The organism is Stenotrophomonas sp. YJH_SMC_10 (assembly GCF_059371555.1).
Map to the genome: position 1 here is coordinate 490,873 of NZ_JCAFUS010000001.1, position 25,077 is coordinate 515,949.

Annotated in this window: 18 protein-coding genes; 14 read left to right on the plus strand and 4 right to left on the minus strand. The window is 67.6% G+C overall.

The genetic code is table 11. From position 1 onward, the window contains the following. Nucleotides 1-68: 68 nt before the first annotated feature. A complete protein-coding gene (gene smc / locus AC5P9C_RS02255; protein ID WP_182068147.1) occupies nt 69-3,572 on the plus strand; it encodes a chromosome segregation protein SMC in 3,504 nt (1,167 codons plus the stop codon). 46 nt (nt 3,573-3,618) lie between these two features. After that, the gene (zipA, locus tag AC5P9C_RS02260; protein WP_053504747.1) at nt 3,619-4,359 is read left to right on the plus strand and encodes a cell division protein ZipA; all 741 of its coding nucleotides are present in this window, start codon (nt 3,619-3,621) and stop codon (nt 4,357-4,359) included. A gap of 102 nt (nt 4,360-4,461) precedes the next feature. Here zipA and AC5P9C_RS02265 read toward each other — a convergent pair whose 3' ends face one another. Continuing rightward, on the minus strand, nt 4,462-5,586 hold the full coding sequence (locus AC5P9C_RS02265; protein ID WP_049465848.1) for a pyridoxal phosphate-dependent aminotransferase: 1,125 nt from the start codon (nt 5,584-5,586) through the stop codon (nt 4,462-4,464). A 132-nt stretch (nt 5,587-5,718) separates the two neighbouring features. Between AC5P9C_RS02265 and ligA the strand changes: the two genes are divergently transcribed. From ligA to AC5P9C_RS02305, 8 genes are all read left to right on the plus strand, one after another. Further along, nucleotides 5,719-8,190, plus strand: coding sequence for an NAD-dependent DNA ligase LigA (gene ligA / locus AC5P9C_RS02270; protein WP_343541850.1), 2,472 nt, complete (start codon nt 5,719-5,721; stop codon nt 8,188-8,190). Between the two features lie 50 nt (nt 8,191-8,240). Beyond that, a complete protein-coding gene (locus tag AC5P9C_RS02275) occupies nt 8,241-8,726 on the plus strand; it encodes a GNAT family N-acetyltransferase (protein WP_040007425.1) in 486 nt (161 codons plus the stop codon). Further along, nucleotides 8,723-9,679, plus strand: a complete 957-nt coding sequence (gene epmA, locus AC5P9C_RS02280; RefSeq protein WP_057493204.1) for an EF-P lysine aminoacylase EpmA — start codon at nt 8,723-8,725, stop codon at nt 9,677-9,679. The genes AC5P9C_RS02275 and epmA overlap by 4 nt, the downstream gene beginning before the upstream one ends. A 138-nt stretch (nt 9,680-9,817) precedes the next feature. After that, on the plus strand, nt 9,818-10,549 hold the full coding sequence (locus AC5P9C_RS02285; protein WP_049465856.1) for a DUF3011 domain-containing protein: 732 nt from the start codon (nt 9,818-9,820) through the stop codon (nt 10,547-10,549). Nucleotides 10,550-10,596: 47 nt separating this feature from the next. Continuing rightward, entirely contained in the window at nt 10,597-11,661 is a 1,065-nt protein-coding gene (gene mtnA, locus AC5P9C_RS02290) for an S-methyl-5-thioribose-1-phosphate isomerase (RefSeq protein ID WP_343541845.1), read from the plus strand. A gap of 215 nt (nt 11,662-11,876) precedes the next feature. Beyond that, nucleotides 11,877-14,591 (plus strand): DNA gyrase subunit A, encoded by a 2,715-nt coding sequence (gene gyrA / locus AC5P9C_RS02295; RefSeq protein ID WP_057493202.1) that lies wholly within the window; start codon nt 11,877-11,879, stop codon nt 14,589-14,591. A gap of 131 nt (nt 14,592-14,722) precedes the next feature. Next, nucleotides 14,723-17,251: a membrane-bound PQQ-dependent dehydrogenase, glucose/quinate/shikimate family gene (locus tag AC5P9C_RS02300; protein WP_414615042.1), complete on the plus strand. Its 2,529-nt coding sequence runs from the start codon at nt 14,723-14,725 to the stop codon at nt 17,249-17,251. Nucleotides 17,252-17,467: 216 nt separating this feature from the next. Beyond that, nucleotides 17,468-17,950: an REP-associated tyrosine transposase gene (locus AC5P9C_RS02305; protein WP_169790285.1), complete on the plus strand. Its 483-nt coding sequence runs from the start codon at nt 17,468-17,470 to the stop codon at nt 17,948-17,950. A gap of 138 nt (nt 17,951-18,088) precedes the next feature. Here the strand turns inward: AC5P9C_RS02305 and AC5P9C_RS02310 are convergent, their stop codons facing one another. Then, on the minus strand, nt 18,089-18,490 hold the full coding sequence (locus AC5P9C_RS02310) for a DUF3037 domain-containing protein (RefSeq protein WP_057493200.1): 402 nt from the start codon (nt 18,488-18,490) through the stop codon (nt 18,089-18,091). Continuing rightward, nucleotides 18,468-19,244, minus strand: a complete 777-nt coding sequence (locus AC5P9C_RS02315) for a HipA family kinase (protein WP_074724845.1) — start codon at nt 19,242-19,244, stop codon at nt 18,468-18,470. The genes AC5P9C_RS02310 and AC5P9C_RS02315 overlap by 23 nt, the downstream gene beginning before the upstream one ends. Before the next feature lie 238 nt (nt 19,245-19,482). Here AC5P9C_RS02315 and AC5P9C_RS02320 point away from each other — a divergent pair, with 238 nt between their 5' ends. The 3 genes from AC5P9C_RS02320 (at nt 19,483) to AC5P9C_RS02330 (ending at nt 22,957) form a co-directional block, all read left to right on the plus strand. Further along, a complete protein-coding gene (locus tag AC5P9C_RS02320) occupies nt 19,483-19,812 on the plus strand; it encodes a hypothetical protein (protein WP_049465874.1) in 330 nt (109 codons plus the stop codon). A 163-nt stretch (nt 19,813-19,975) separates the two neighbouring features. Beyond that, nucleotides 19,976-22,438: a S9 family peptidase gene (locus tag AC5P9C_RS02325; protein WP_343541606.1), complete on the plus strand. Its 2,463-nt coding sequence runs from the start codon at nt 19,976-19,978 to the stop codon at nt 22,436-22,438. Between the two features lie 198 nt (nt 22,439-22,636). Further along, entirely contained in the window at nt 22,637-22,957 is a 321-nt protein-coding gene (locus AC5P9C_RS02330) for a hypothetical protein (RefSeq protein ID WP_074724843.1), read from the plus strand. A gap of 15 nt (nt 22,958-22,972) precedes the next feature. Here the strand turns inward: AC5P9C_RS02330 and AC5P9C_RS02335 are convergent, their stop codons facing one another. Continuing rightward, on the minus strand, nt 22,973-23,956 hold the full coding sequence (locus tag AC5P9C_RS02335) for a hypothetical protein (RefSeq protein ID WP_074725071.1): 984 nt from the start codon (nt 23,954-23,956) through the stop codon (nt 22,973-22,975). 138 nt (nt 23,957-24,094) lie between these two features. Between AC5P9C_RS02335 and AC5P9C_RS02340 the strand changes: the two genes are divergently transcribed. Continuing rightward, nucleotides 24,095-25,060, plus strand: a complete 966-nt coding sequence (locus AC5P9C_RS02340; protein WP_074724842.1) for a DUF2268 domain-containing putative Zn-dependent protease — start codon at nt 24,095-24,097, stop codon at nt 25,058-25,060. The last annotated feature ends 17 nt before the right edge of the window (nt 25,061-25,077 follow it).

The window sequence follows — 25,077 nt, forward strand, 5'->3', positions numbered from 1 at the left end:
GATCCCAGCAGGATCAATGACTTGGAGGGTAAACGCAGGCCGCTTGCCGGCCCCAGTCCGGAACCCCTATGCGTCTTTCCACGATCAAGCTGTCCGGCTTCAAGTCGTTCGTCGATCCGACCACCCTGCACCTGCCGACCAACATGACCGGCGTGGTGGGGCCCAATGGCTGCGGCAAGTCGAACATCATCGACGCCGTGCGCTGGGTCATGGGCGAGAGCTCGGCCAGCCGCCTGCGCGGCGACTCGCTGACCGACGTGATCTTTTCCGGTTCCAATGCCCGCAAGCCGGTGTCGCAGGCCACGGTCGAGCTGATCTTCGACAACTCCGACCACACGATCTCCGGCGAGTACGCCTCGTTCAACGAAATCTCGGTCAAGCGCACGGTCAGCCGCGACGGTACCAGCAACTACTACCTCAACGGCACCAAGTGCCGTCGCCGCGACATCACCGACCTGTTCCTCGGCACCGGCCTGGGCCCGCGCAGCTACTCGATCATCGAGCAGGGCATGATCAGCCAGATCATCGAGGCGCGCCCGGAAGACCTGCGTGTGTACCTGGAAGAGGCAGCCGGCATCTCCAAGTACAAGGAACGCCGCAAGGAAACCGAGACCCGCATCCGTCACACCCGCGAGAACCTGGACCGGCTGGGCGACCTGCGCGACGAGATCAGCAAGCAGCTGGAGCACCTCAAGCGCCAGGCCAAGCAGGCCGAGCAGTACCAGGCCCTGCAGGAAGAGCGCCGGGTCAAGGACGCCGAGTGGAAGGCGCTGGAATTCCGCGGCCTCGACGGACGCCTGTCCAAGCTGCGCGAAGGGTTGTCGCAGGAAGAAACGCGGCTGCAGCAGCTGATTGCCGACCAGCGTGATGCCGAAGCCCGCATCGAAACCTCGCGCGCGCGGCGCGAAGAGGCTGCCGACGCGCTCAACACCGCGCAGGCGGCGGTCTACCAGGTCGGCAGTACGCTGGCGCGCCTGGAACAGCAGATCCAGCACCAGCGCGAGCTGTCGCAGCGCCTGCACAAGGCGCGCGATGAAACGCAGCAGGCGCTGGCCGAACTGGGCCAGCACATCAGCGGCGACGAGGCCAGGCTGAGCGTGCTGCGTGAGGCGGTGGAGGCCGCCGCCCCGCAGCTGGAAGCGCTGCAGGAAGAGAACGAGATCAAGCAGGAAAGCCTGCGCGAGGCTGAAGAACGGCTGGCCAGCTGGCAGCAGCGCTGGGAACAGCACACCTCGCAGAGTTCGGAGGCCTCGCGCGCCGGCGATGTCGAGCGCACGCGCGTGGACTACCTGGACAAGCAGATCCTCGATGCCGACCGGCGTCGTGAAGCCCTGGCCGCCGAGCGCGCCGGGCTGGACGTGGACGCGCTGGAGGAAGCCTTCGAGCAGCTGCACCTGCAGCACGACACGCAGAAGGCCGCGCTGGATGAACTGAGCGAAGACGTCGAGCTGCGCAAGCAGGGCGTGGCAGCCGTGCAGGAACAGCAGCGCAATGGCCAGAACGAACTGGCCGAACTGCGCAAGCAGGCCAACGGCCTGCGCGGCCGCCTGGCCTCGCTGGAAACCCTGCAGCAGGCCGCGCTGGGCCAGGAGCAGGGCGCGGCCGTCGCCTGGCTGAAGGCGCGCGGGCTGGATTCGGCGGCGCGCGTCGGCGAGCGCCTGGACGTGGATGCCGGCTGGGAAAACGCGGTGGAGAGCGCGCTCGGCCAGTTGATCGAAGGCGTGCTGGTCGATGACCCGGCCAGCCTGGTCGACGCGCTTGGCGAGCTGGGCGACGGCCACCTCGCGCTGGTCGCCAACGACGATGCCGAGCTGAAGGTTGCACCCACCTCGCTGGCCGCACGCGTGCGTGGCCCGGTGGCGATCCGTCGGCTGCTGGCACACCTGCATGCGGCCCGCGACCTGTCCGAGGCGAAGGCGCTGCAGGCCAGCCTGCCCGAAGGCGATTCGATCATCACCCAGAGCGGCGAGCGCCTGGGCCGGGGCTGGCTGCGCGTGTCGCGCTCCGGTGCCGCCGAGCAGGGCGCGCTGCTGCGCGAACGTGAGATCCAGGAACTGCGCGAGCAGATCGAACAGCTGCAGGACCACGAGGCCGAACTGGAAGACCAGCTGGCCGGTTTCCGCGAGCAGCTGCAGGCGGCCGAACAGCAGCGCGAGGACGCGCAGCGCGCGCTGTACCAGGCCCATCGCGCGGTGTCCGAACTGGCCGGCCAGTTGCAGGGCCAGCAGGGCAAGGTGGAGGCTGCACGCACGCGCATCGACCGCATCGAAGGCGAGCTGAAGCAGCTGCAGGAAACGATTGAAGCCAACAACGAGCAGGCGCGCGAAGCGCGCTCGCGGCTGGAGAACGCGGTCAGCAGCATGGGTGACCTGGAGTCGACCCGGCAGCGGCTGGAGGGCGAGCGCCGCCAGCTGACCGAGGCCCGCGACCTGGCCCGCGATGCCGCCCGTGCGGTGCGCGAGCGCTCGCATGCGCTGGCACTGACCCTGGAATCACAGCGCGCGCAGCTGGCCTCGTTGAGCCAGGCGCTGGAGCGCATGGGCACCCAGCGTGGGCAGTTGGATTCGCGACTGGGCGAGCTGCACTCGCAGCTGGACGAAGGTGACTCGCCGGTCGAAGCGCTGCAGGCCGAACACCAGAACGCGCTGGAAGAGCGCGTGCGCGCCGACCGCGTGCTGACCGAGGCGCGGACGCTGCTGGACGGCATCGACGCCGAGCTGCGCAACTACGAGCAGACCCGCCACCAGCGCGACGAACAGGCGTTGGCCCAGCGCGAGCGGATTTCGCAGCGCAAGCTGGACCAGCAGGCACTGGTGCTCAGCGCCGACACCCTGCAGGCGGCGGTGGAGAAGGCCGGCTTCGTGCTGCAGGACGTGCTCAACGCACTCCCCGAGGATGCGCGCTTGGGCGACTGGGAGCAGGCCGTGCATCAGATCGACGCACGCATGCGCCGGCTGGAGCCGGTCAACCTTGCGGCCATCCACGAGTACGGCGAGGCTTCGCAGCGCTCGGATTACCTGGATTCGCAGCACGCGGACCTGACCACCGCGCTGGAAACCCTGGAAGACGCGATCCGCAAGATCGATCGCGAGACCCGCGGCCGCTTCAAGGACACCTTCGACCGCGTCAACGCCGGCGTGCAGGCGCTGTACCCGCGCCTGTTCGGTGGCGGCCATGCTTACCTGGAGCTGACCGGTGAAGACCTGCTCGATACCGGCGTGACCATCATGGCGCGCCCGCCGGGCAAGCGCGTGTCCAGCATCTCGCTGCTGTCCGGCGGCGAGAAGGCGATGACCGCCGTGGCGCTGGTGTTTGCCATCTTCCAGCTGAATCCGGCGCCGTTCTGCCTGCTGGACGAGGTGGACGCACCGCTGGACGAAGCCAACGTCGGTCGCCTGGCCAACATGGTCAAGGAAATGAGCGAGAAGGTGCAGTTCCTGTTCGTCAGCCACAACAAGGCGACGATGGAGGCGGCGCACCAGCTCTCGGGCGTGACCATGCGCGAGCCGGGCGTCAGCCGCCTGGTGAGCGTGGACCTGGAAGAAGCCGCGCGATTGGCGGGCGCGGCCTGACGTGCCATCCTAGTTACCTGAATGAACTAGCCGGAGAACCTATCGAATGTCCGACACGGCACTGTTGCGCATCGGCATCCTGGCCGCCGGCCTGCTGTTGATCGCCGCGATCTTCCTGTTTGGCCGTCCGAAGAAGAAGCCCCAGGGGCGCCGCGTGGAAAGCGCGGAGCCGACCAGCGGCGAGCGCCGTGAGCCGGTGCTGGGCGACGATGGCGTCGTCGTGGCCGATGGCCGCGTCGAGCCGGGCATGGGCGGGGAGGGGGAGCAGGCCGAGCTTGGCCTGGCCGACACCGACCCGGCCGCGGCCAGCGACCTTGGCAAGCGCGCCACCCAGGACTTCGACAAGATCGTCTCGCTGTTCGTGGCCGCCCGGGCCGGCGAGCAGCTGCGCGGTGAAGACATCGTGGTGGCGGCGGAAAAGACCGGCCTGGTGTTCGGCCACATGAACGTGTTCCACCGCCTGGTGGAGGGCCACCCCGAACGCGGCCCGATCTTTTCGATGGCCAGCATCATGAAGCCGGGCAGCTTCGACATGGCCAACATCCGCGCCATGGAAACCCCGGCCATCGCCTTCTTCCTGACGCTGCCGGCGCCGCTGACCGCGCTGGACGCCTGGGAGAAGATGCTGCCCACCGTGCAGCGCATGGCCGAGCTGCTCGATGGCGTGGTGCTGGACGACAGCCGCAATGCCCTGGGGCGCCAGCGCATCGCACACATCCGTGACGAGCTGCGCGCCTACGACCGCCAGCACCAGGCACCGCCGCTGACCAAGACCCCGCGCTGGTAAAGGCATTTCTTCGGTGTGCCGACCACAACGGTCGGCGCTCACAACGGTCGATCCACGCCATGCGTGGATAGGGCGAACCAAGGTTCGCCCCCACCATCAGGGTCACGCCGGTACGCCGGCCACCTTGGCGAACGCCCGGCGGAACGCGGCCATCTCGCCTTCGGTGCCGACCGTCACGCGCACGCGCTGCGGCCAGATCGGCCAGCTGCGTCCAATCACCACGCCGTTGTCGGCCATGGCCTTGGCGAACGCGCTGCCATCGCGCTGCACATCGACCACGAAGCAGTTCGCCTCCGAGGGCACGCAGCTGAAGCCACGCTTGCCGAGCCAGGCGATGGTGGCCTGCCGCACCCTTGCATTCTGCAGGCGTCGCTGCGGGATCAGCTGCGGGTCGCGCAGGCTGGCCAGTGCAGCGGCCAGGGCCGGCACCGGCAGCGGATTGTCGCCCAGCCCGGCCAGCTCGCGCAGGCGGTCGGGATGGGCCGCTGCCACGCCCAGGCGCAGGCCGGCCATGCCGTACAGCTTGGAGAACGTGCGCAGCACGATCAGGTCGTCGCGCTGCGCCACCTGCGCGATCAGGCTGGGCTGCTCGCTGTACTGCAGGTAGGCCTCGTCGACCAGCACGCGGGTGGAGGCGGGCTTGTGGGCCATCAGCCAGGCGAGCTCATCCGGTGCGCTGATCGAACCGGTCGGGTTGTTCGGATTGCACACATACAGCAGCCCGGTCGGCCGGGCATGTGCGGCGGCGACCATCGCGCGCAGGTCATGTGCACCGTCGTCGCGCAGCGGCACCTTCTGCACGTGCGCGCCTCGTGCGGCGGCCACCTCGCCCAGCGTCTCGAAGGTCGGGTCGGCCACCACCAGTCCCGACTGCGGGCCGGTCCACAGCACGGCGGCACGGTTCAGCGGTTCGCTGGAGCCCGGATAGAGGCGCACGTGATCAGCGGGGATGCGCGCCTGTTCGATGAAGGCATCGCGTACCTGGCCGGCCAGCGCGAAGCGGTAGCGACCGCACCCGGCGATGCTGTCGCGTGCCGCCTGTTGGGCCGCGGGGGAGGGCCCGTAGGGGCACTCGTTGAAATTCAGCAGCACCGCACCTTCGGCAGCAGCGGTGCGGGCGGCTGTCGCGGGTTGGGCATGGCCGGGCTGCGCCAGCCCGGTACCGGCGACGGCGAGGCCGGCGCCGGCCAGTTGCAGGAAGCGTCGACGGGAAGCAGGCAGGGTCACGGGCAGGATTCCGAGGGGCGACCGTCGCACGCTAGCGCCGGCAGGGGTGGGGCGGCAAGCTGCAGAAGCGGCGGCATTACAGGGCCTGACGGCCGGGCGCGGTAGAATCCCCGGCCATCCCAGAACCACCGGATCCCGATGAGCCCCAGCCCCGCCGAACGCGCCGACGTCCTCCGCCGGCAGATCGCCCAGGCCAACCGCGCCTACCACGAGCTGGACGCGCCGGAGATCCCCGACATCGACTACGACCGGATGGTGCGCGAGCTGGAAGCGCTGGAGCGCGAACACCCGGAACTGGCCCGTGCCGACAGCCCGACCCAGCAGGTCGGTGCACGCCCCTCCGGCCGCTTCCCCGAAGTGCGCCACGCGGTGCCGATGCTGTCGCTCTCCAATGCCTTCAGCGACGAAGAGGTGGCTGATTTCGTGCGCCGCATCGACGAGCGCCTGGGCCGTCGCAGCCTGCGGTTCTCGGCCGAGCCGAAGATGGATGGCCTGGCGATCAGCCTGCGTTACGAGGATGGGCACTTCGTGCTCGGGGCGACCCGCGGCGATGGCACGACCGGCGAGGACGTGACCGCCAACCTGCGCGAGATCGGCGATATTCCCAAGCGCCTGCACGGCAAGGACTGGCCGGACGTGCTGGAGGTGCGTGGCGAGGTCTACATGGCCCGCGCCGACTTCGAGGCCTACAACGAACGTGCGCGCCAGCAGGGCGGCAAGGTGCTGGCCAATCCACGCAACGCGGCGGCCGGTTCGCTGCGCCAGCTCGACCCGAAGATCAGCGCGCAGCGCAGGCTGAGCTTCTTCGCCTACGGCACCGGTGAAGTACAGGGCGGCGAACTGCCGGACACCCATTCGGGCACGCTGGCCCAGCTCGGCGCCTGGGGTTTTCCGGTCAGCGCGCTGTGCCAGGTAGTGGAAGGCACCGACGGCCTGCTCGGTTATTACCGCATGATCGGCGAACAGCGTGACGGCCTGCCGTTCGACATCGATGGCGTGGTCTACAAGCTCGATGACCGCGCTGGCCAGCAGGCGATGGGCTTCGTCTCGCGTGCGCCACGCTGGGCCATCGCGCACAAGTTCCCGGCGCAGGAGCAGAGCACCACCGTCGAAGCGATCGAGATCCAGATCGGCCGCACCGGCGCTGCCACACCGGTCGCGCGGCTGGCCCCGGTGGCGGTCGCCGGCGTGATCGTATCCAACGCCACCCTGCACAACGCCGACCAGATCGCGCGCCTGGATGTGCGCGTCGGCGATAGCGTGATCGTGCGCCGCGCCGGCGATGTGATCCCGGAAGTGGTCAGCGTCATCCTCGACCGCCGCCCGCAGGGCACCACGCCCTGGCAGATGCCGACGCGCTGCCCGGTGTGCGGCTCGGAGATCGTGCGCGAGGAAGGTGCCGCGGCGTGGCGCTGTTCCGGTGAGTTGTCCTGCCCGGCGCAGCGCAAGGAAGCCATCGCACATTTCGCGTCGCGGCGCGCGATGGACATCGATGGCCTCGGTGACAAGTACATCGAAACCCTGGTCGACGCCGGCATCGTCACCAGCGTGGCTGATCTGTACCGCCTCAATCGCGACCAGCTGCTGCACCTGAAGCTGGTGCTGGATGCTGAAGACCCATCCGCGCTCGCGGCCGCGCTGAAGCCGCACCTGCCTGCCGAGGGCAGTGGTGCAGTGCTCACGGCGGTGCTCAGGCTGGACGGCAGCGATCCGGGCTGGCGCGCACAGGCGTTGGCGCAGCCGGCCGGCTTCGAATGGAACACCAGGAAGATCGCCACCAAGTGGGCCGACAACCTGATCGCTGCAATCGACGCCAGCCGCGCCGCCACGCTTGAGCGCCTGCTGTTCGCACTGGGCATCGAGCACGTCGGCGAGAGCACGGCCAAGGCGCTGGCGCAGTGGTTCGGTGACCTGGAACTGATCCGCCACCTGCCGTGGCCGTTGTTCAAGCGCGTGCCGGACATCGGTGGCGAAGTGGCCCGTTCGCTCGGCCATTTCTTCGAGCAGCCGGGCAACCAGCAGGCCATCGACGACCTGCTGCAGGTCGGCCAGGTGCGCATCAGTGACGTTCATGCGCCCAGCGCCCGGCTGCGCGAGGGGCTGGATCTGGCGCAGCTGCTGGTCGAGGCAGAGATCCCCGGCATCACCCGCCTGCGTGCGGAGAAGCTGGCAGCGGCGCTTCCCAGCGCGCAGTCCGTGCTCGATGCGGAGCACGGCCAGTTCGTCAACGCCGGCCTGCCGGACGACACCGCGCGCGGCCTGGCCGCCTGGCTGGACGCCGAGGGCCACGGTGCGATGCTGCTGGCCGCCGAGAAGGCGATGCAGGAGATCCTGGCCAAGGCGCCGGCGCTGGCGGAGATCGTGGCGGGTCCGCTGGATGGGCAGACCGTGGTGCTGACCGGCACGCTGGCCCAGCTCACCCGCGATGTGGCCAAGGAGCGCCTGGAGGCACTGGGCGCCAAGGTCTCCGGCAGCGTGTCGAAGAAGACCAGCTTCGTGGTTGCAGGCACCGAGGCCGGCTCCAAGCTGGACAAGGCGCAAGCACTGGGCGTGCCGGTCTGGGATGAGGATCGCCTGCTGGCCTACCTTGCCGAACACGAATGACGATTCCGCCGGGCGCCCGTGCACCCGACATGAAATACAAAGGAGTACCCATGCAGACCGCCCCGCTCGATTTCCGCCTGGCCACCCGTGCCGACGAGGAACGGCTGATCGCGTTGATGCGCGAGTTCTACGCCGAAGACCGGATCGACTTCGACGACGCGCGCGTGCGCCGCGGCGTGGATGCGTTGCTGGCCGACCCGCGCAACGGTGAAGTGCTGCTGTGGCTGGACGAGGCGGCTGAAGTGGTCGGCTATGCGGTGATCGCGATGGGCTTCAGCCTGGAGCAGGGCGGGCATTTCATGCTGCTGGACGAGCTGTACCTGAGCCATCGCGCACGTGGGCGTGGACGTGGCAAGCAGGCGCTGGCGATCTGCGAGCAGCGGGCACGTGGGCGTGGGGTCAGCCGCCTGCGCCTGGAGGTGAACCACCATAACGAACTGGCCCGCCGCCTGTACCTGGCCAGCGGCTACATCGACGACACCCGTGACCTGCTGACCCTGCCCCTGGACCATCCGCGCCCGGAGGGCATCCTGTGAGCGAAGCCCTGCTGCGTGCACTGCGGCAGCGTGCCGCGCTCAATGCGCTGGTGCGCCGCTTCTTCGCCGAGCGTGATGTGCTGGAAGTGGAAACGCCGATCCTGTCGGTCGCGGGCAACACCGAGCCTAACATCGACAGTTTCCATACCGACTTCAGCGGCCACGTCGACGCCGGTGGCCGCCGTCGCTGGTTGCGCACGTCCCCGGAGTATCCGCTCAAGCGCCTGCTCGCCGCTGGCGTTGGCGACTGCTATGAACTGGGCCGCGTGTTCCGCAACGGCGAAGCGGGTGGCCGCCACAATCCGGAATTCACCATGCTGGAGTGGTACCGGGTCGGCTGGGACCACCACCGGTTGGTGCAGGAAACCGCCGAGCTGGTCAGCCAGGCGCTGGCCCTGGTCGGGCGCCGTGCAACCCTGCGCGTGCTGAGCTACCGCGAGCTGTTCCAGCAGCATGTCGGCGTGGACCCGTTCGAGGCCGACGAGGCTGCGTTGCGCGCCGCGCTCGGCGACGTGCATATCGACCCGGTCGGGTTGACCCGCGATGACTGGCTGGACCTGCTGATGACCCACCGCATCCAGCCGCAGTTCGATGACGCGGTGATGACCGTGGTGCATGACTGGCCGGCCAGCCAGGCGGCACTGGCACGCATCCGCGAGGGTACGCCGCCGCTGGCTGAACGCTTCGAGCTGTACCTGGGCGCCGTGGAGCTGGCCAACGGCTATCACGAACTGAACGATGCCGACGAGCAGCGCAGCCGTTTCCTGCGCGACCAGCAGCGACGCCATGCGCGCGGGCAGGTGCAGCCGGCGCTGGATGAGGCGCTGCTGGCGGCGTTGCCGTCGATGCCCGCCTGTGCCGGCGTGGCGGTGGGTGTCGATCGCCTGCTGATGGCGATGAACCGCACGCCGCGCATTGCCGACGTGCTGGCATTCGACTTCGCCCACGCGTGACCGTCGCGCCTTTCTGAACACCGTAGGCTGAACGGATCGACGCTCCTGCGCGCTTGCGTCGGTAAGCAGGATGATGCTCTTATCACGGCCAATGCCGGACACTGGCATGCAGTTCATCCATTCCTGGTGGGGAAGGCTTTGGTCAAGTGGTTCGCGGTTGTTGCGGCACCGGTGTACTCCATTGCGCTCTGGGGTGCCTGGCTGCCGTCGCCGGCGTCGGCCCAGCAGGTGGGCTACGACGGCGAAGTGGTGACCTGCGAATCGCGCGACATGGGCTGGGTGCACTGCGATATCGAGGTCGCCAACGGCGTCGACCTGGTGCGCCAGCTGTCCAGCAACAGCTGCATCCGTGGCAGCGAGTGGGGCACTGACCGCAGTGGCGTCTGGGTCACCCTGGGCTGCCGGGCCGAGTTCCGCGCCCGGCGCGCAGCGGGCGCGGCCCCGCCTGCGGACAGCGCCGGCAAGCGGCTGGTGCGCCGCGTGGTGCGCTGCGAATCCAATGGCCGTCCGCAGAGCTGCCCGGTGCGCCTGGATGGCGCCCCCGTGCGCCTGCTGCGCCAGCTGTCGGTGCTGCCATGCCGCGAGGGGCAGGGCTGGGGCTACAAGCGCAATGAGATCTGGACCAGCCGCGGTTGCCAGGGCGATTTCGAAGTGGCCGACGATGATGGCCGCTTCGTCGACATGCCGCGTCGCCTGACCTGCGAATCGAAATCGAAGAAGCGGCGTTTCTGCGGCGCCAGCATCTCCGTTGGCGCGGTCGTGTCCGAGCAGCTGTCGAGCACGCCGTGCGAGGAAGGCAGTACCTGGGGCTGGAGCCGCAACGGCATCTGGGTGGACGGCGGCTGCCGCGCCGAATTCTCGGTGAATTGAGCCCGGGCGGGCTCCAACGCTGCCGGGCGTGGCCCTACAATGGGCCCATGAACACTGCCTCCGACATCGACTACGCCCGTTATGACCACATCCGCCCGATCCTGTGGACCGGCGATGCCCTGCAACTGCTGGACCAGCGCAGGCTGCCGTTCGTGGTCGAGCATGTGGTCTGCCATGACAGCGACGAGGTCGCCAGCGCCATCCATGCGTTGACCGTGCGCGGCGCGCCGGCCATCGGCATCGCCGCCGCCTGGGGCGTGGTGCTGGCCGCCCGCGGGGTGCAGGCCGCCGACGGTGCGCATGCCCTGCAGCAGCTGGAACCGGCGTTGCAGCGGCTCAATGCCTCGCGCCCGACCGCAGTCAACCTGGCGTGGGCGCTGGCGCGCATGCGCCGTTGCCTGCACGCCGCCGGCGCCGACTGGAAGGCACTGCTGGAGGCCGAAGCGCAGGCCATCGCCGAGGAAGACCTGGCCGCCAACCGCCACATGGGCGCGCTGGGCGCCGGCCTGATCGAGGCCGGCAGCGGCGTGCTGACCCATTGCAACACCGGCTCGCTGGCCACCGCAGGCTTCGGCACCGCGCTGGGCGTGATCCGTGCCGGCATGGCCCAGCACCGCATCGCCCGCGTCTTCGCCGGCGAGACCCGGCCGTGGCTGCAGGGCGCGCGCCTGACGGTGTGGGAGCTGCAGCAGGATGGAATCGACGCCACCCTGATCGCCGATTCGGCCGCCTCGCACCTGATGAAGACCGGCGCCGTGCAGTGGGTGATCGTGGGCGCGGACCGCATCTGCGCCAATGGTGACACCGCCAACAAGATCGGCACCTACCAGCTGGCCATCGCCGCCCGCCACCACGGGGTCAAGTTCATGGTGGTCGCGCCGTCCTCGACCGTGGACATGGAGACCGTGGACGGCAGCCAGATCGAGATCGAGCAGCGCGATCCGGGCGAGCTGTACGGCGTGGGCGGCACCCGCACCGTCGCCGAGGGCATTGCCGCCTGGAACCCGGTGTTCGACGTCACCCCGGGCGAGCTGATCGACGCCATCGTGACCGAGCGCGGGGTGATCCTGAACCCGACCGCCGAGAACATGCGCGCCGCCTTCGGCGGCTGAGGCGCAGGGGAGGGCGGCGCGACCGCCGCCCCGGTAGTGCCGGCCGCTGGCCGGCAACCCCCTAAGTTCCTGATTTGTGCCGGTAAAATCCCCGTAAAGGCAGGCGGAAAACAGCCCGTTGTGGTAGTATCCACAGGTTGAATCGAGGTTCCGGCGCGACCCCCTCCCGCAGAGGGCTGCGCCGGACTGGACCGCTACCAGACAACGGAACCCGAATGGCAGAAACCGCCAAGGAAATCATCCAGGTCAACCTGGAAGACGAGATGCGCAAGAGCTACCTCGATTACGCGATGAGCGTGATCGTGGGGCGCGCGCTGCCGGATGCGCGCGACGGCCTCAAGCCGGTGCATCGTCGCGTGCTGTACGCGATGAACGAACTCAACGCGCACAGCAACAAGCCCTACTTCAAGTCGGCGCGTATCGTCGGTGACGTCATCGGTAAGTACCACCCGCATGGCGATCAGTCGGTGTACGACACGCTGGTGCGCCTGGCACAGCCGTTCTCGCTGCGCTACATGCTGGTCGACGGCCAGGGTAACTTTGGTTCGATCGACGGCGACTCCGCTGCGGCGATGCGATACACCGAGGCGCGCATGTCGCGCCTGGCGCATGAGCTGATGGCCGACATCGACAAGGAAACCGTCGATTTCCAGCCCAACTACGATGAAAAGGAACTGGAGCCGACGGTCATGCCGACCCGGTTCCCGAACCTGCTGGTCAATGGTTCGGCCGGTATCGCGGTGGGCATGGCGACCAACATCCCGCCGCACAACCTGAGCGAGTCGATCAATGCCTGCATCGCGTTGATCGACAACCCGGAAATCGATGTCGACGGCCTGATGGAGTACATCCCGGGCCCGGATTTCCCGACTGCCGGCATCATCAACGGCACCGCCGGCATCGTCGCCGGCTACCGCACCGGCCGTGGCCGCGTGCGTATCCGTGCCAAGGCCGACATCGAAGTGGCCGACAACGGCCGCGAGTCGATCATCGTCACTGAAATTCCTTACCAGGTGAACAAGGCGCGTCTGATCGAGAAGATCGCCGAGCTGGTCAAGGAAAAGAAGATCGAAGGCATCAGCGAGCTGCGCGATGAGTCCGACAAGGACGGCATGCGCATCTACATCGAGATCAAGCGCGGTGAATCTGCCGAGGTTGTGCTGAACAACCTGTACCAGCAGACGCAGATGGAATCGGTGTTCGGCATCAACATGGTGGCGCTGGTCGATGGCCGCCCGCAGTTGATGAACCTCAAGCAGATGCTGGAGGCGTTCGTCCGCCACCGCCGCGAAGTGGTCACCCGCCGCACCGTGTTCGAGCTGCGCAAGGCGCGCGCCCGTGCCCACGTGCTGGAAGGCCTGACCGTCGCGCTGGCCAACATCGACGAGATGATCGAACTGATCAAGACCTCGCCGAACCCGAACGAAGCGCGCGAGCGCATGCTGGCACGCGTGTGGGAGCCCGGCCTGGTTGGCGCGATGCTGGGTGCCGCCGGTGCCGAAGCCTCGCGTCCGGAAGACCTGCCCAAGGGCGTGGGCCTGATCGAGGGCGGCTACCAGCTGACCGAGATCCAGGCCACCCAGATCCTGGAAATGCGCCTGCACCGCCTGACCGGGCTGGAGCAGGACCGCCTGACCGACGAGTACAAGCAGCTGCTGGAAGTGATCGCCGGGCTGATCCACATCCTGGAAGATCCCGACCGCCTGCTGCAGGTGATCCGCGAGGAGCTGGTCAACGTCAAGGCCGAGTTCGGCGACGAGCGCCGCACCGAGATCCGCCACAGCGAAGAGGACCTGGACATCCTCGACCTGATCGCGCCGGAAGACGTGGTGGTCACGCTGTCGCACGCCGGCTACGTCAAGCGCCAGCCGGTCAGTGCCTACCGCGCACAGCGCCGCGGCGGGCGTGGCCGCAGCGCGGCGGCGACCAAGGAAGAGGACTTCATCGAACAGCTGTGGCTGGTCAACACGCATGACACGCTGCTGACCTTCACCAGTTCGGGCAAGGTGTTCTGGCTGCCGGTCTACCAGCTGCCCGAAGCCGGTTCCAACGCCCGCGGCCGTCCGATCATCAACTGGATCCCGCTGGAGCCGGGCGAACGCGTGCAGGCCGTGCTGCCGGTGCGCGAATACGCCGATGGCCAGTTCGTGTTCTTCGCCACCCGGAACGGCACGGTCAAGAAGACCCCGCTGGGCGAGTTCGCCTTCCGCCTGGCCCGCGGCAAGATCGCGATCAACCTCGACGAGGGTGATGCCCTGGTCGGCGTCGGCCTGACCGACGGCGAGCGCGACATCCTGCTGTTCGCCTCCAACGGCAAGACCGTGCGCTTCGGTGAGGACAAGGTCCGCTCGATGGGCCGTACCGCCACCGGCGTGCGCGGCATCAAGATGCCGCCGGGCGAGGAAGTGGTCAGCCTGATCGTGGCCGAGAGTGCCGGTGGCATCGAGGACGAGAACGAGGACGACAATGGTGTCGAGGACGCCGCGGCCAGCGCTGATGCGGTGATCGACGGCGCCGATGACAGCAGCGTGCAGTACATCCTCACCGCCACCGAGAACGGCTATGGCAAGCGCACCCCGTTGCCGGATTACCCGCGCAAGGGGCGTGGCACGCAGGGTGTGATCGGCATCCAGACCACCGAGCGCAACGGCAAGCTGGTCGCCGCAGTGCTGATGGGCTCCAGCGACGAAGTCCTGCTGATCTCCGATGGCGGGACCCTGGTGCGTACGCGTGGTTCGGAAATCAGCCGCGTCGGCCGCAACACCCAGGGCGTCACCCTGATCCGCCTGTCCAAGGACGAGAAGCTGCAGGCGGTGGAGCGCATGGACGCCTCGATCGACGAGGACGAGGACGAGGTGGCCGTGGCGGCGCCGGCCACGACCGACGGCGCCCCGGCCGCTGCCAGCAGCGAGGACGCCGCGCAGGACTGATCCTGCCGCGAGCCTGAGGTACCCGACGACGCCGGCCCTGTGCCGGCGTCGTCGTATCCGGATGCCGCCCGTGCGCGCGCGCTTCACGTTGGCGGTGGGATAACGGCGCATGCTGCCCCCGGAGATCGACGATGTCCGCCACGCCGCAGTCCGCTCCCGCTCCCGTCCGTGCCTCCCGGCATCCCCTGGTCACCGTGCTGTCGCTGCTGCTGGTCCTGCTCGGCCTGGTCATCGGCGGGCTCGGCGCGTGGTTGCTCAGCCTTGGCGGCTCGGCGTACTACGCCATCGCCGGACTCGGCCTGCTGGCCAGTGGCCTCCTGCTGTTTGGCAACCGTCGCAGCGGAGCGCTGCTGTATGCGCTGTTGTTCATCGGAACACTGCTGTGGACCTGGTGGGAAGCGGGCAGTGACTACTGGCGCTGGGTGCCGCGGCTGGGCCTGGTGACGGTGCTCGGCATCGTGCTGGCACTGCTGGCGCCGACCCTGCGCGAACCGGTCTCCAGGCGCCTGTCGCGCAGCGTGGCCGGCGTGCTGATGCTGGTGTTCGTGTGCGCCTTTGGCCTGGCCTTCGCGCCGCACGGCGAAGTGGACGGGCAGCAGCCGTTCCCCGAAGGCGCGGCCAGCGCCGGACTGGAACCCACGCGCGATACCACCGGCCTGCAGCCGGCCGACCAGCCTGCCGCGGGCGATTGGCCGGCGTGGGGCCGCAGCAATGCGGCCACTCGCTATTCGCCGCTGCAGCAGATCACTCCGGCCAACGTGGCTACGCTGCAGCCGGCCTGGCAGTTCCGCACCGGTGACCTGCCGAAGAAGCGCTGGGGCGCGGAAACCACGCCGCTGAAGATCGGTGACCGCCTCTATCTGTGCACCGCGCGCAATCGCCTGATCGCGCTCGATGCCGCCACCGGCAAGGAACTGTGGCGGTTCGACCCGAAGGTGCGGGATGCTTCGATTCCGTACACCGCCGCCTGTCGCGGCGTGAGCTATTACGAGCAACCCGCCACACCGACCTTCGCCGATGCGGTGCTGGCCGACGTCGCTGCCGATCTGGCCCTGCCCGAGCCGCCGCCCAGCGTCAGCCGCAGCGCCGCACCGGGCAGTCGTCCGGCCTGTTCGGCCCGCATCATCGAAGGCACGCTGGATGGCCGCATCATCGCGGTGGATGCCGACAGTGGCCGCCCCTGCGCGAATTTCGGCAACAACGGCCAGCTCGACATCACCCTGGGCATGGGCGAGGTGCCACCGGGCTATGTGTCGATCACCTCGCCGCCGGCCATCGTGCGCGGCGTGATCGTCACCGGCCACCAGGTGCTGGATGGACAGCGCCGGGATGCACCTTCGGGCGTGATCCAGGCCTACGACGCGATCACCGGCAAGCTGCGCTGGACATGGGACATGGACCGGCCAGAGCGCAGCGGGCTGCCGCCGCGCGAGGAGACCTACACGCGCGGCACGCCGGACATGTGGACCTCTGCCACCGTTGATGAAGCACTGGGGCTGGTCTATCTGCCGCTGGGAAATTCCGCAGGCGACTACTGGAGCGGCTCGCGTACCGAAAGCCAGAATCGCTATTCGACCTCGCTGGTGGCGCTCGATGTGGCCACCGGCAAGCCGGTCTGGCATTTCCAGGCCGTGCGCAAGGACGTGTGGGACTACGACCTGGGCTCGCAGGCCAGCCTGATCGACTATCCGACAGCGGCCGGGAAGGTGCCGGCGATCCTGCTGCCGACCAAGCAGGGGGACCTGTACATCCTCGACCGCCGCAACGGCCAGCTGCTGACTGCCGCCGAAGAGCGCAAGGTACCGGTGGGCGGCGTCGAACCCGAACAGCGTTCTCCCACGCAACTGTTCTCGCTGTACCACACGCTGCGTCGGGAGCAAAACCTGACCGAGCGTGACATGTGGGGCATCACTCCGATCGACCAGCTGGTCTGCCGCATCCAGTTCCGCAAGGCGTACTACGAAGGCATCTACACGCCGCCGAGCAGTGATCGCCATTCCATCGAATACCCCGGCTACAACGGCGGTTCGGACTGGGGCAGCGTGTCCATCGACACGCGTCGCGGTGTGATCGTGGCCAACTACAACGACATGCCCAACTACAACCGGCTGGTGCCACGTGCTGAAGCCGACCGGTTGGGCTGGTTGCCGCGCGAGAAGGTCCGTGCCGACAGGGGCGGTGGCGAGGGTGCCGGCGATCCGCAGCTGGGCACGCCGTACGGCATCCAGGTCAACGCTGGCTGGCGGCTGCCGTTCACCGGCCTGCCGTGCAAGCAGCCGCCCTATGGCGGCATCCGTGCCATCGATCTGCGTACCGGCAAGCTGCTGTGGGACCGTCCGTTCGGCAGTGCACGCGGCAATGGACCGTTCGGCATCCGTTCCGGCCTGCCGATCGAGATCGGCACGCCGAACAATGGCGGCTCGGTGGTGACGGCCAGCGGACTGATCTTCATCGCCGCCGCTACCGATGACCTGCTGCGCGCCATCGACCTGAAGACGGGCAAGGAGCTGTGGCACGCCACGCTGCCTGCCGGCGGGCAAGCCACGCCGATGGTGTACGAGCAGGGTGGGCGCCAGTACGTGGTGATCATGGCCGGCGGCCACCACTTCATGGAAACCCCGAACGGCGATTATGTGATGGCGTATGCGCTGCCCAGATAGGGCCGACAGGGTACAACCGGCTGGGTAGAGTCGACTGTTAGTCGACTATCGCGCGAAGCGCGGGCTTTCCAGCGTGGGGGAGAAGAGCAGTCGACTAACAGTCGACTCTACCCTGTCGACTCCACATCCCCGCACGCTGTATCGAGATGATTCCTGATTCTGGCATTGGTAGTGAACCGATGCCGGAAATCCATGCGGGCGGGCATTCTCGAACTCATGCCAAGTCCCCAACTGCTTGCCGGCCGGCGATCCGTCGCCGGCAATGTCTACACCATCACCATGGTGTGCCGGAATCGCTATCGCGTATTCGATTGCCCTGCCAATGCCCACCTTGCCATGCAGCTCCTCGGATCGATGGATCGGGAAGGCCTGACTGCATCACTTGCCTGGATCATCATGCCGGATCACATTCACTGGCTGGCTCAACTTCGTAGTCATTCGCTGGGCTACTGCGTGCAGCGCTTCAAGGCACGCAGCAGCTTTCTAATAAACCGACGGCGAGGGAGCCGGGGTGCAATCTGGCAGGCAGGCTATTACGATCATGCAATCCGCAGTGATGCATCGCTGCGCAGGCACGCTTGCTACATTCTGGCAAATCCCGTTCGAGCCGGTCTTGCCGCGCAGATCGGTGAGCATCCGTATGGATGGTGCCGCTGGCCGTTGAACGAGCTTGAGCCAGCAGGCGAGCGCGAATGGTGATGGCACCGGCCGGGTGGCGTCTACCGGTAGAGTCGACTGGGTAGAATCGACTGTTAGTCGACTGCCTTTCTCAGCCACAGCCAAAGAGCCCACGCTGCGCGCGTTAGTCGACTAACAGTCGACTCTACCCGATCGATGTCACTCGGATGGTGCCGGGACCCGCACCATCTTCGTCATCAGGTGTTCCACCACACCCGCCGGGTTCGCAGTGCGCCCCACATGCGTGCTCGACATCTGCACGACCGAGCTGCGCTTGGCGGTGAGGAAGTGGAACCGTGCGCGCGCCGGCAGCTGCGCGATCGGCCCAGCGCTGGCATCGCCTCGGCAGATCGCCACGATCGCATCCAGCCACGGCTGCAATGCCTCCTGGTCCAACGCCGGGGCGAAGGCGCGCAGGCGCCCGGGATCGATCTCGATGGCCGCTTCCAGATGGCGCGCGCCGGGGCAGGAGACGATCACTCCGACGTTGATGAACTCCTCGCGTTCCACCCGCGGTACCACGCGGATGACCGCATAGTCATACGTGTGCAGCGTGGGCACGGATGGCCTCCTGCACGAACACTGCACGCACTTTCAATCGGTGCCTGAGATAGGAAATGTAGCCCTGGCGATAGTCCTGCGGGCTGTCGAACGCCGGTTCGTCCACCAGCCAGCTGTCCGGCACCAGGCCGACGATGCGCTCGATTTCGGCATCGGTCAGGCGCGCAGCCAGTTCTGCATCCACCTCGGCAATACGGCTGGCGAACGGCAGCAGCACATGGTCGCGGATCAACACGAACGGCTTCTCGCAGGCGTCACCGGCATTGGCCCAGTCGTGGTGGAAGTACATCGCCGCGCCGTGGTCGATCAGGTACAGCTTGCGGTGCCATACCATCAGGTTGGGATTGCGCGTGGTGCGATCCACGTTGCTGGTGAACGCATCGAACCAGGCGATGCGCGAGGCCAGGTCGGCGTCCACCGGCATCGCCGCCGGATCGTAGTTGATCGCACCCGGCAGGTAGTCCAGGCCCAGGTTCAGGCCTTCGCTGGCACGGATCAGTTCCTGGATCTCCGGGTCAGGCTCGGTGCGGGCGAACTCGCGGTCCAGCTCGACGAACAGGATTTCCGGAATCGGCAGGCCCAGCGTGCGTGCCATTTCGCCGGCGATCAGTTCGGCAATCAGTGCTTTCGGGCCCTGGCCGGCGCCGCGGAACTTCAGCACGGCCATGCCGTCGTCGTCGGTCTCGACCACGGCGGGCAGGGAGCCGCCTTCGCGTAGCGGGGTGATATAGCGGAGGGCATGTACGGTGCGCATGCCCGCATTCTAGCGTGGGTGCAGGGGCAACCCGGCGGCCCGATCGAGCGGGCTCGGCCTTCACCTGTCCGTTCCGTCCGTGGTGGCAGCATCGGTGTCACGAACCCTCGGGTTCAGGGCGTGCTGGCGCTCCCCATGCGGGTAGTCCAGGCAGGGCAGGTGCCCCGCTGCCAGCGATGCCCGCACTGCGAAGCGGAAACCTCATCCACGATGTCCAGCAGGCTACGGAGGTGCACCGATGAGCGATGAATTCACTCCCATGCTGCCGCCCTTGGACGATGCCAAGGTCGAGGAAATGATCGGCAAGGTGGTGCTGGTGGGCGTCACCCGCTATGGCGGTGACGGCCAGGTGCAGGGGCTGGAGCAGTACGCCGGTACCGTGCTGCGCATCAGCGCCGACGAAGGCGTAGTGCTGGCGGACGAGAATGACGGCCATGAGCGCTATCTGCCGCCGATGCTCGACCACTACCTCCCCGCCGAACCGGGCGAGTACTGCATGCGCAGCAGCGGCATGATCGTGGTCGACCCGGACTATCTGGCCACCTGGGACCTGCATGCCCAGCAGTAGTGCCAGGCCATGCCTGGCAGGCGCCTGCGGCCGGCGCCTGCCGGTGTGGCACTTTGCCCCATCCGGCCACTAGCCCTTCCGGCCCATTCACCACAACCCCTGCGGTGCTAGATTCGGGTTCATGCCCGATTCCGGGTACCCATTCACACCCCAGGGGATAAGGATGCTGATCCGTCGAACCTCTCTGGCGGCGGCCGTTGCCGTTGCCACCGTCGGGCTGCTGGCCGCTGGCCCGGCGCTTGCCGACTACGCGAAGCCGCCGGAGCACCTGCTCAAGGTGCTGAAGGCACCGCCGCCGCCGACGCCGAACGTGGCTCCGGGCGGCCAGCGCCTGTTGCTGACCACCGCGCAGACCTACCCATCGATCAGCCGCGTTGCCCAGCCGTACCTGAAGCTGGCGGGCGTGCGCCTGGAGCCCAAGAACCGCAGCCGCCATGACACCCCCGGCGGCTATGGCATTCCGGCCTGCGTGGCCGACTTCACCCTGGTCGACATCGGCACTGGCAAGGAGACCAAGGTCAACCTGCCGCAGGGCTGCGCCACCGGTGCGCTGTGGTCGGCCGATGGCAGCCAGTTCGCGTTCCAGAACGCGGTCGATACCAGCGTGCAGTTGTGGGTGGGCGATGCGGCGACCGGCCGGGTGAAGCAGGTGCCGAACGTGCAGCTGAACCCGATCTTCGGTTCCACCGTGCAGTGGCTGGGCGGCACCCGCAACCTGCTGGTGAAGCTGGTGCCGGCCAACCAGGGCCCGGCGCCCTCCAATGGCGGCGTGCCGACCGGCCCGGACGCGCAGGAGTCGCTGGGCAGCAGCGGCGAAAGCAGTACCTACGAAGCCCGCGACACGCTGACCAGCGTGCACGACGAAAAGCTGTTCGCCTACTACGCTGCGTCGCAGCTGGCCGTGGTCGATACCACCGCCAACAGCGTGCGTCCGGTCGGCCAGCCGGCATTGTTCAACGAGGTCAGTGCCGCACCCGATGGCATGCACGTGCTGACCGAATCGATCAAGGCACCGTATTCGCACGCGGTGACCTACCAGCGTTTTGCCAATGACGTGGCCGTGCTGGATATCAGCAATGGCCGCAGCGCGCCGATTGCCAGCCTGCCGCTGGCCGACCGCGTGCCGGTGCATGGGGTGCCGGAAGGTCCGCGTGGTTTCGACTGGCGCGCCACTGATCCGGCCACCCTGGTCTATGCCGAAGCGCTGGACAAGGGCGACTGGAAGGTCAACGTGCCGCATCGTGATCGCGTGCTGATGCTGAAGGCGCCGTTCAACGGCAAGCCGGTCGAGATCACCCGTACCGCACAGCGCTTCGAAGGCTACGCGTGGACCGCCGATCCGTCCGTGGCGTTCCAGTACGAAAACGACGAGAACCGCCACTGGATGCAGACCCGCATCGTCGACGTGGACCAGCCGAAGCAGGAAGGCCGCCTGCTGTGGGACATGTCCAGCGACGAGCTGTACGCCAACCCCGGCAACCTGGTGTTCACCCGCCTGGCGAATGGCGCGCAGGTCGTGCGCCGCGAGGGCAACCATGTGTTCCTCAGTGGCCGCGGTGCGTCGCCACAGGGCGACCGCCCGTTCCTCGACCGTCTGGACCTGGGCACGCTGAAGAGCGAGCGCCTGTTCCGCAGCAGTGCCGACGCCTACGAGCAGTTCCTCGGCTTCAGCAACACGCCGGGCCGCTACCTGACCTGGCACCAGTCGGTGATCGATCCGCCGAATGCCTTCATCCGCCAGCAGGGTGAGGCGGTGGCCGACGCGAAGGCCGGCGAGGCGCAGTTCGCGTCCACCGCGACCGCGCTGACCAAACTGATCGACCCGACCCCGGAAGTGCGCCAGATCAAGAAGCAGCTGGTGACCTACAAGCGCGCCGACGGCGTGGACCTGTCGTTCACGCTGTACACGCCGCCGGGCTACAAGGAAGGCCAGCGCGTGCCGGCCATCCTGTACGCCTATCCGGCCGACTTCGCCAACGCCGCGCAGGCGGGGCAGGTGTCCGGTTCGCAGCAGACCTTTACCCGTCTGCAGCCGTACCGCCTGATGCTGCTGGCCGGCTACGCGATCATCGACAATGCCTCGTTCCCGATCGTGGGTGACCCGAAGAACGCCTACGACACCTACCTGGAGCAGCTGGAAGCCGATGCCAAGGCGGCGGTCGACAAGGCGGTGGACATGGGCGTGGTCGACCGCAACCGCATCGGCGTGACCGGCCACAGCCACGGCGGCCTGATGACCGCCAACCTGATCGCGCACACCACGCTGTTCAAGGCGGGCGTGGCGACCAGCGGTTCGTACAACAAGACCTTTACCCCGTTCGGCTTCCAGAACGAGCGTCGCTCGGTGTGGCAGGCGCAGGATGTCTACCTGAAGGCCTCGCCGTTCTTCTATGCCGACAAGATCAAGCTGCCGCTGCTGCTGGTCCACGGCGAGGACGACGCCAACCCGGGCACCGAGCCGTTCCAGTCGCGCAAGCTGTACCAGGCGATCCGTGGCAACGGCGGTACCACCCGCCTGGTGATGCTGCCGAATGAGCCGCACTGGTATACCGCGCTGGAATCGAACGAGCAGCTGGTTGCGGAAATGCTGAACTGGTTCGATACCTACGTGAAGAACGCCAAGTAAGGGAACGGGAAGGCCGCCTCAGGGCGGCCTTCCTGCATCCTGTAGAGCCGAGCCCGTGCTCGGCTGGCGTTCGCCTGTAAACGGAGTGAGGTGCTCTGCATTCAACTGTGGAGACTCGGTAACGACGTGTTACCGGCACATTCCTGCGTCATGCAAATGGGCTAGGCTGAGGCTGTGTGCTCGTTCCAGGTCGGTGCAATGAAAGCCATCTTCCTCGCTGCAGTGCTGTCGTTGGCCTCGATCTCAACGGCCTATTCTCAAGCATTGCCTACAGAACTGGCGCAACTGGGCATCGTCGCCGGCATGCCCTACGCCAAGGCGAAGCGCCTGATGGATGCGGCAGGGTGGCAGGCGAGTCCGGTTCAGGGCGCGCCTGAGTCGCTCGAAGGCTTTCCGGAAGTCGGATGCCAGAAGGGCGGAACCCGCTGCACGACGACTTTCAAAAAGGACGGTCAAGAGGTCGCGGTGCGGCTGGGCACCACTCTGGCCGGGCAGCCGTTCGTGCAGGGCGCGGACTGAGCGCGCCCGTTGCGCTCAGGCAAGCGGTAACCGGTCCTGCGCGCGTGACAGCCGGTCATGCAGGTCACGCACATGCTCGGCCTTGGCATGCACGCGGGCAGTGTCGCCGAAGCTGCGCAGGTAGGTGCACGCGGCAAAGCCGGCACTCTTCCTTTCATAGTCGGCAATCCAGGCCAACCGGTCAGGGTTGTTGGCCTGTTCGGCTGACCACGCGGCCACTGGCGGCCGGATGCGATAACGCAGACCGACGCGCCACGGCTTCGGTGTCAGCCGTGCACGGAAGCAATGCTGCAATCGGCACATGCGCGCGTATAGCGGATCGGTACCCAGCACCTTGAAGAAATCCTGCGGAAGCGTGTCTTCGGGTGAGAAGGTGGCATGCATCGCCAGCACGCGCAGCCCGGCCGGCGTGCGGTAGGCGCGCAGGTGCCAATCGGGGTGCTGTGCGCTGAAGGCCTCCACGCGCTTCAACGCAAGTCCTTCAACGCCGCCGGCGGCGGCCAGGCGTTGTTTCCGCCGCATCAGCACTGCCGCGTTGACCAGCAGCACTGCCGCTACGCCCAGGACCAGGCCCACCAGCCAGTGCCAGAGCAGGGTGCCGATGACCGCACCGGCAAGCAGCACGACCGCAGCGACGATCGCCGGTATCACGCAACCGGCCGGTGGCTGCGCATGATCGATATCGGCGAACAGCACGTCGGGGCTGTTGAGGCACAGTGCGCCGTAGCTGTTGCGGGTGATGATGACATCGCCATCGCGCTGCACGATCTGCTCGCGGATCGGTACGCCCTCCACGCCGTAGTTGCTGCGGATTTCGCGTCGCGGCAGCACCTGGCCGGCGAGGATCGCGTTGAGTGCCTCGTTGGCGCGGCGGTCGGCATGCGCCTGCGCCTCCGCAGGGCCCTCGTCGGACCAGCCGAAGCGGCGCACGACCACCGGCCGGCCACGAAAACGGGCCTGCAGGCGGGCTTCGGCCCAGTACGCGGGAACGATCATCATCGTGCGGTGCTCCATCATCCATGGCAGGTGCCAGAGTCAGTCTGGCACAGCCCCGCAGGGCCTGCATGTGCCCGCTGCGGAGGCGCGGGCGGAGTGGTAGATTGCGCGCTTCGCATGCACTCCACCAAGGACGGAGCGATGTCCAGTTTCCTGCGTTGCCTGCTTGTCCTGGCCTGTGCCGGGGCGGTCGGCATGGCACAGGCGGATACCCCGCCGGGGCCGCAGATCCTCACCACCGATGCCAGCCGCTTCTACGCGCTCTACGACAGCACTAGCGGCAGGCCCAGTGTCGCCCAGCTGGCCGGCTACCTGGCCGACGGCAGTACGGGCCTGGATGAACTGGCAAAGGCGCGCCGGGTGACGCCCGAGCGTATTGCCGAAGCCATGGCCAGCCAGCCCGAGGTGTATGCGCACGGCCGCAGTTGCCTGGCGGAGCTGCCAGCGGTGAAGCAGCGCCTGGTGCAGGTGTTTGGCAACCTGCAGGCCATCTATCCGCAGGCCGCGTTCCCGCCCGTGACCATCGCGGTCGGCCGTGGCCGGCCGGTCGGGTTGACCTCGAAGAGCGGGGTGATCATCGGCCTGGAAGCGCTGTGCGCGGCGGATTTCATGAATCCCGATGTGCAGGATCGGTTCGTGCACGTGATCGCGCACGAGTACGTCCATATCCAGCAGACCGGCCTCACCGACTTCGAGCCGGGCGACCCGCGCGCGACGGTGCTGCGGGTGTCGCTGGGCGAAGGCATCGCCGAGTTCATCGCCGAGCTGATTTCCGGCAACGTCGGCAACAGTCGCCATGCCGCGTGGACGCGCGGCCGCGAGGTCCATGTTGAAAGCGCCTTTGCGCTGGATGTGGACAGCACCGATCTGTCGCCGTGGCTGTACAACTACAAGCGGGGTTCGCAGGAGCCCTATGACCTGGGCTATTGGGTGGGCTACCGCATTGCCAAGGCCTATTACCTGCAGGCCAGGGACAAGCGCGATGCGGTGCGTGCGCTGATCCAGCAGGACAATCCAAAGGCGATCCTGGCCGCCAGCGGCTGGACGCCCGGCATGTGGATGCCGGCCAAGGTGACCGGCGTGGCGGCACGTTCAGCGGCACGCTGATCGCAGGTCGAAGCGCT

What these genes read in the sequence shown, in the direction of transcription:
- smc (WP_182068147.1), top strand. Translation starts at nt 69, where the DNA reads ATGCGTCTTTCCACGATCAAGCTGTCCGGCTTCAAGTCGTTCGTCGAT.
- zipA (WP_053504747.1), top strand. Translation starts at nt 3,619, where the DNA reads ATGTCCGACACGGCACTGTTGCGCATCGGCATCCTGGCCGCCGGCCTG.
- AC5P9C_RS02275 (WP_040007425.1), top strand. Translation starts at nt 8,241, where the DNA reads ATGCAGACCGCCCCGCTCGATTTCCGCCTGGCCACCCGTGCCGACGAG.
- mtnA (WP_343541845.1), top strand. Translation starts at nt 10,597, where the DNA reads ATGAACACTGCCTCCGACATCGACTACGCCCGTTATGACCACATCCGC.
- gyrA (WP_057493202.1), top strand. Translation starts at nt 11,877, where the DNA reads ATGGCAGAAACCGCCAAGGAAATCATCCAGGTCAACCTGGAAGACGAG.
- AC5P9C_RS02300 (WP_414615042.1), top strand. Translation starts at nt 14,723, where the DNA reads ATGTCCGCCACGCCGCAGTCCGCTCCCGCTCCCGTCCGTGCCTCCCGG.
- AC5P9C_RS02305 (WP_169790285.1), top strand. Translation starts at nt 17,468, where the DNA reads ATGCCAAGTCCCCAACTGCTTGCCGGCCGGCGATCCGTCGCCGGCAAT.
- AC5P9C_RS02315 (WP_074724845.1), bottom strand. Translation starts at nt 19,244, where the DNA reads ATGCGCACCGTACATGCCCTCCGCTATATCACCCCGCTACGCGAAGGC.
- AC5P9C_RS02320 (WP_049465874.1), top strand. Translation starts at nt 19,483, where the DNA reads ATGAGCGATGAATTCACTCCCATGCTGCCGCCCTTGGACGATGCCAAG.
- AC5P9C_RS02325 (WP_343541606.1), top strand. Translation starts at nt 19,976, where the DNA reads ATGCTGATCCGTCGAACCTCTCTGGCGGCGGCCGTTGCCGTTGCCACC.
- AC5P9C_RS02330 (WP_074724843.1), top strand. Translation starts at nt 22,637, where the DNA reads ATGAAAGCCATCTTCCTCGCTGCAGTGCTGTCGTTGGCCTCGATCTCA.
- AC5P9C_RS02335 (WP_074725071.1), bottom strand. Translation starts at nt 23,956, where the DNA reads ATGATGATCGTTCCCGCGTACTGGGCCGAAGCCCGCCTGCAGGCCCGT.
- AC5P9C_RS02340 (WP_074724842.1), top strand. Translation starts at nt 24,095, where the DNA reads ATGTCCAGTTTCCTGCGTTGCCTGCTTGTCCTGGCCTGTGCCGGGGCG.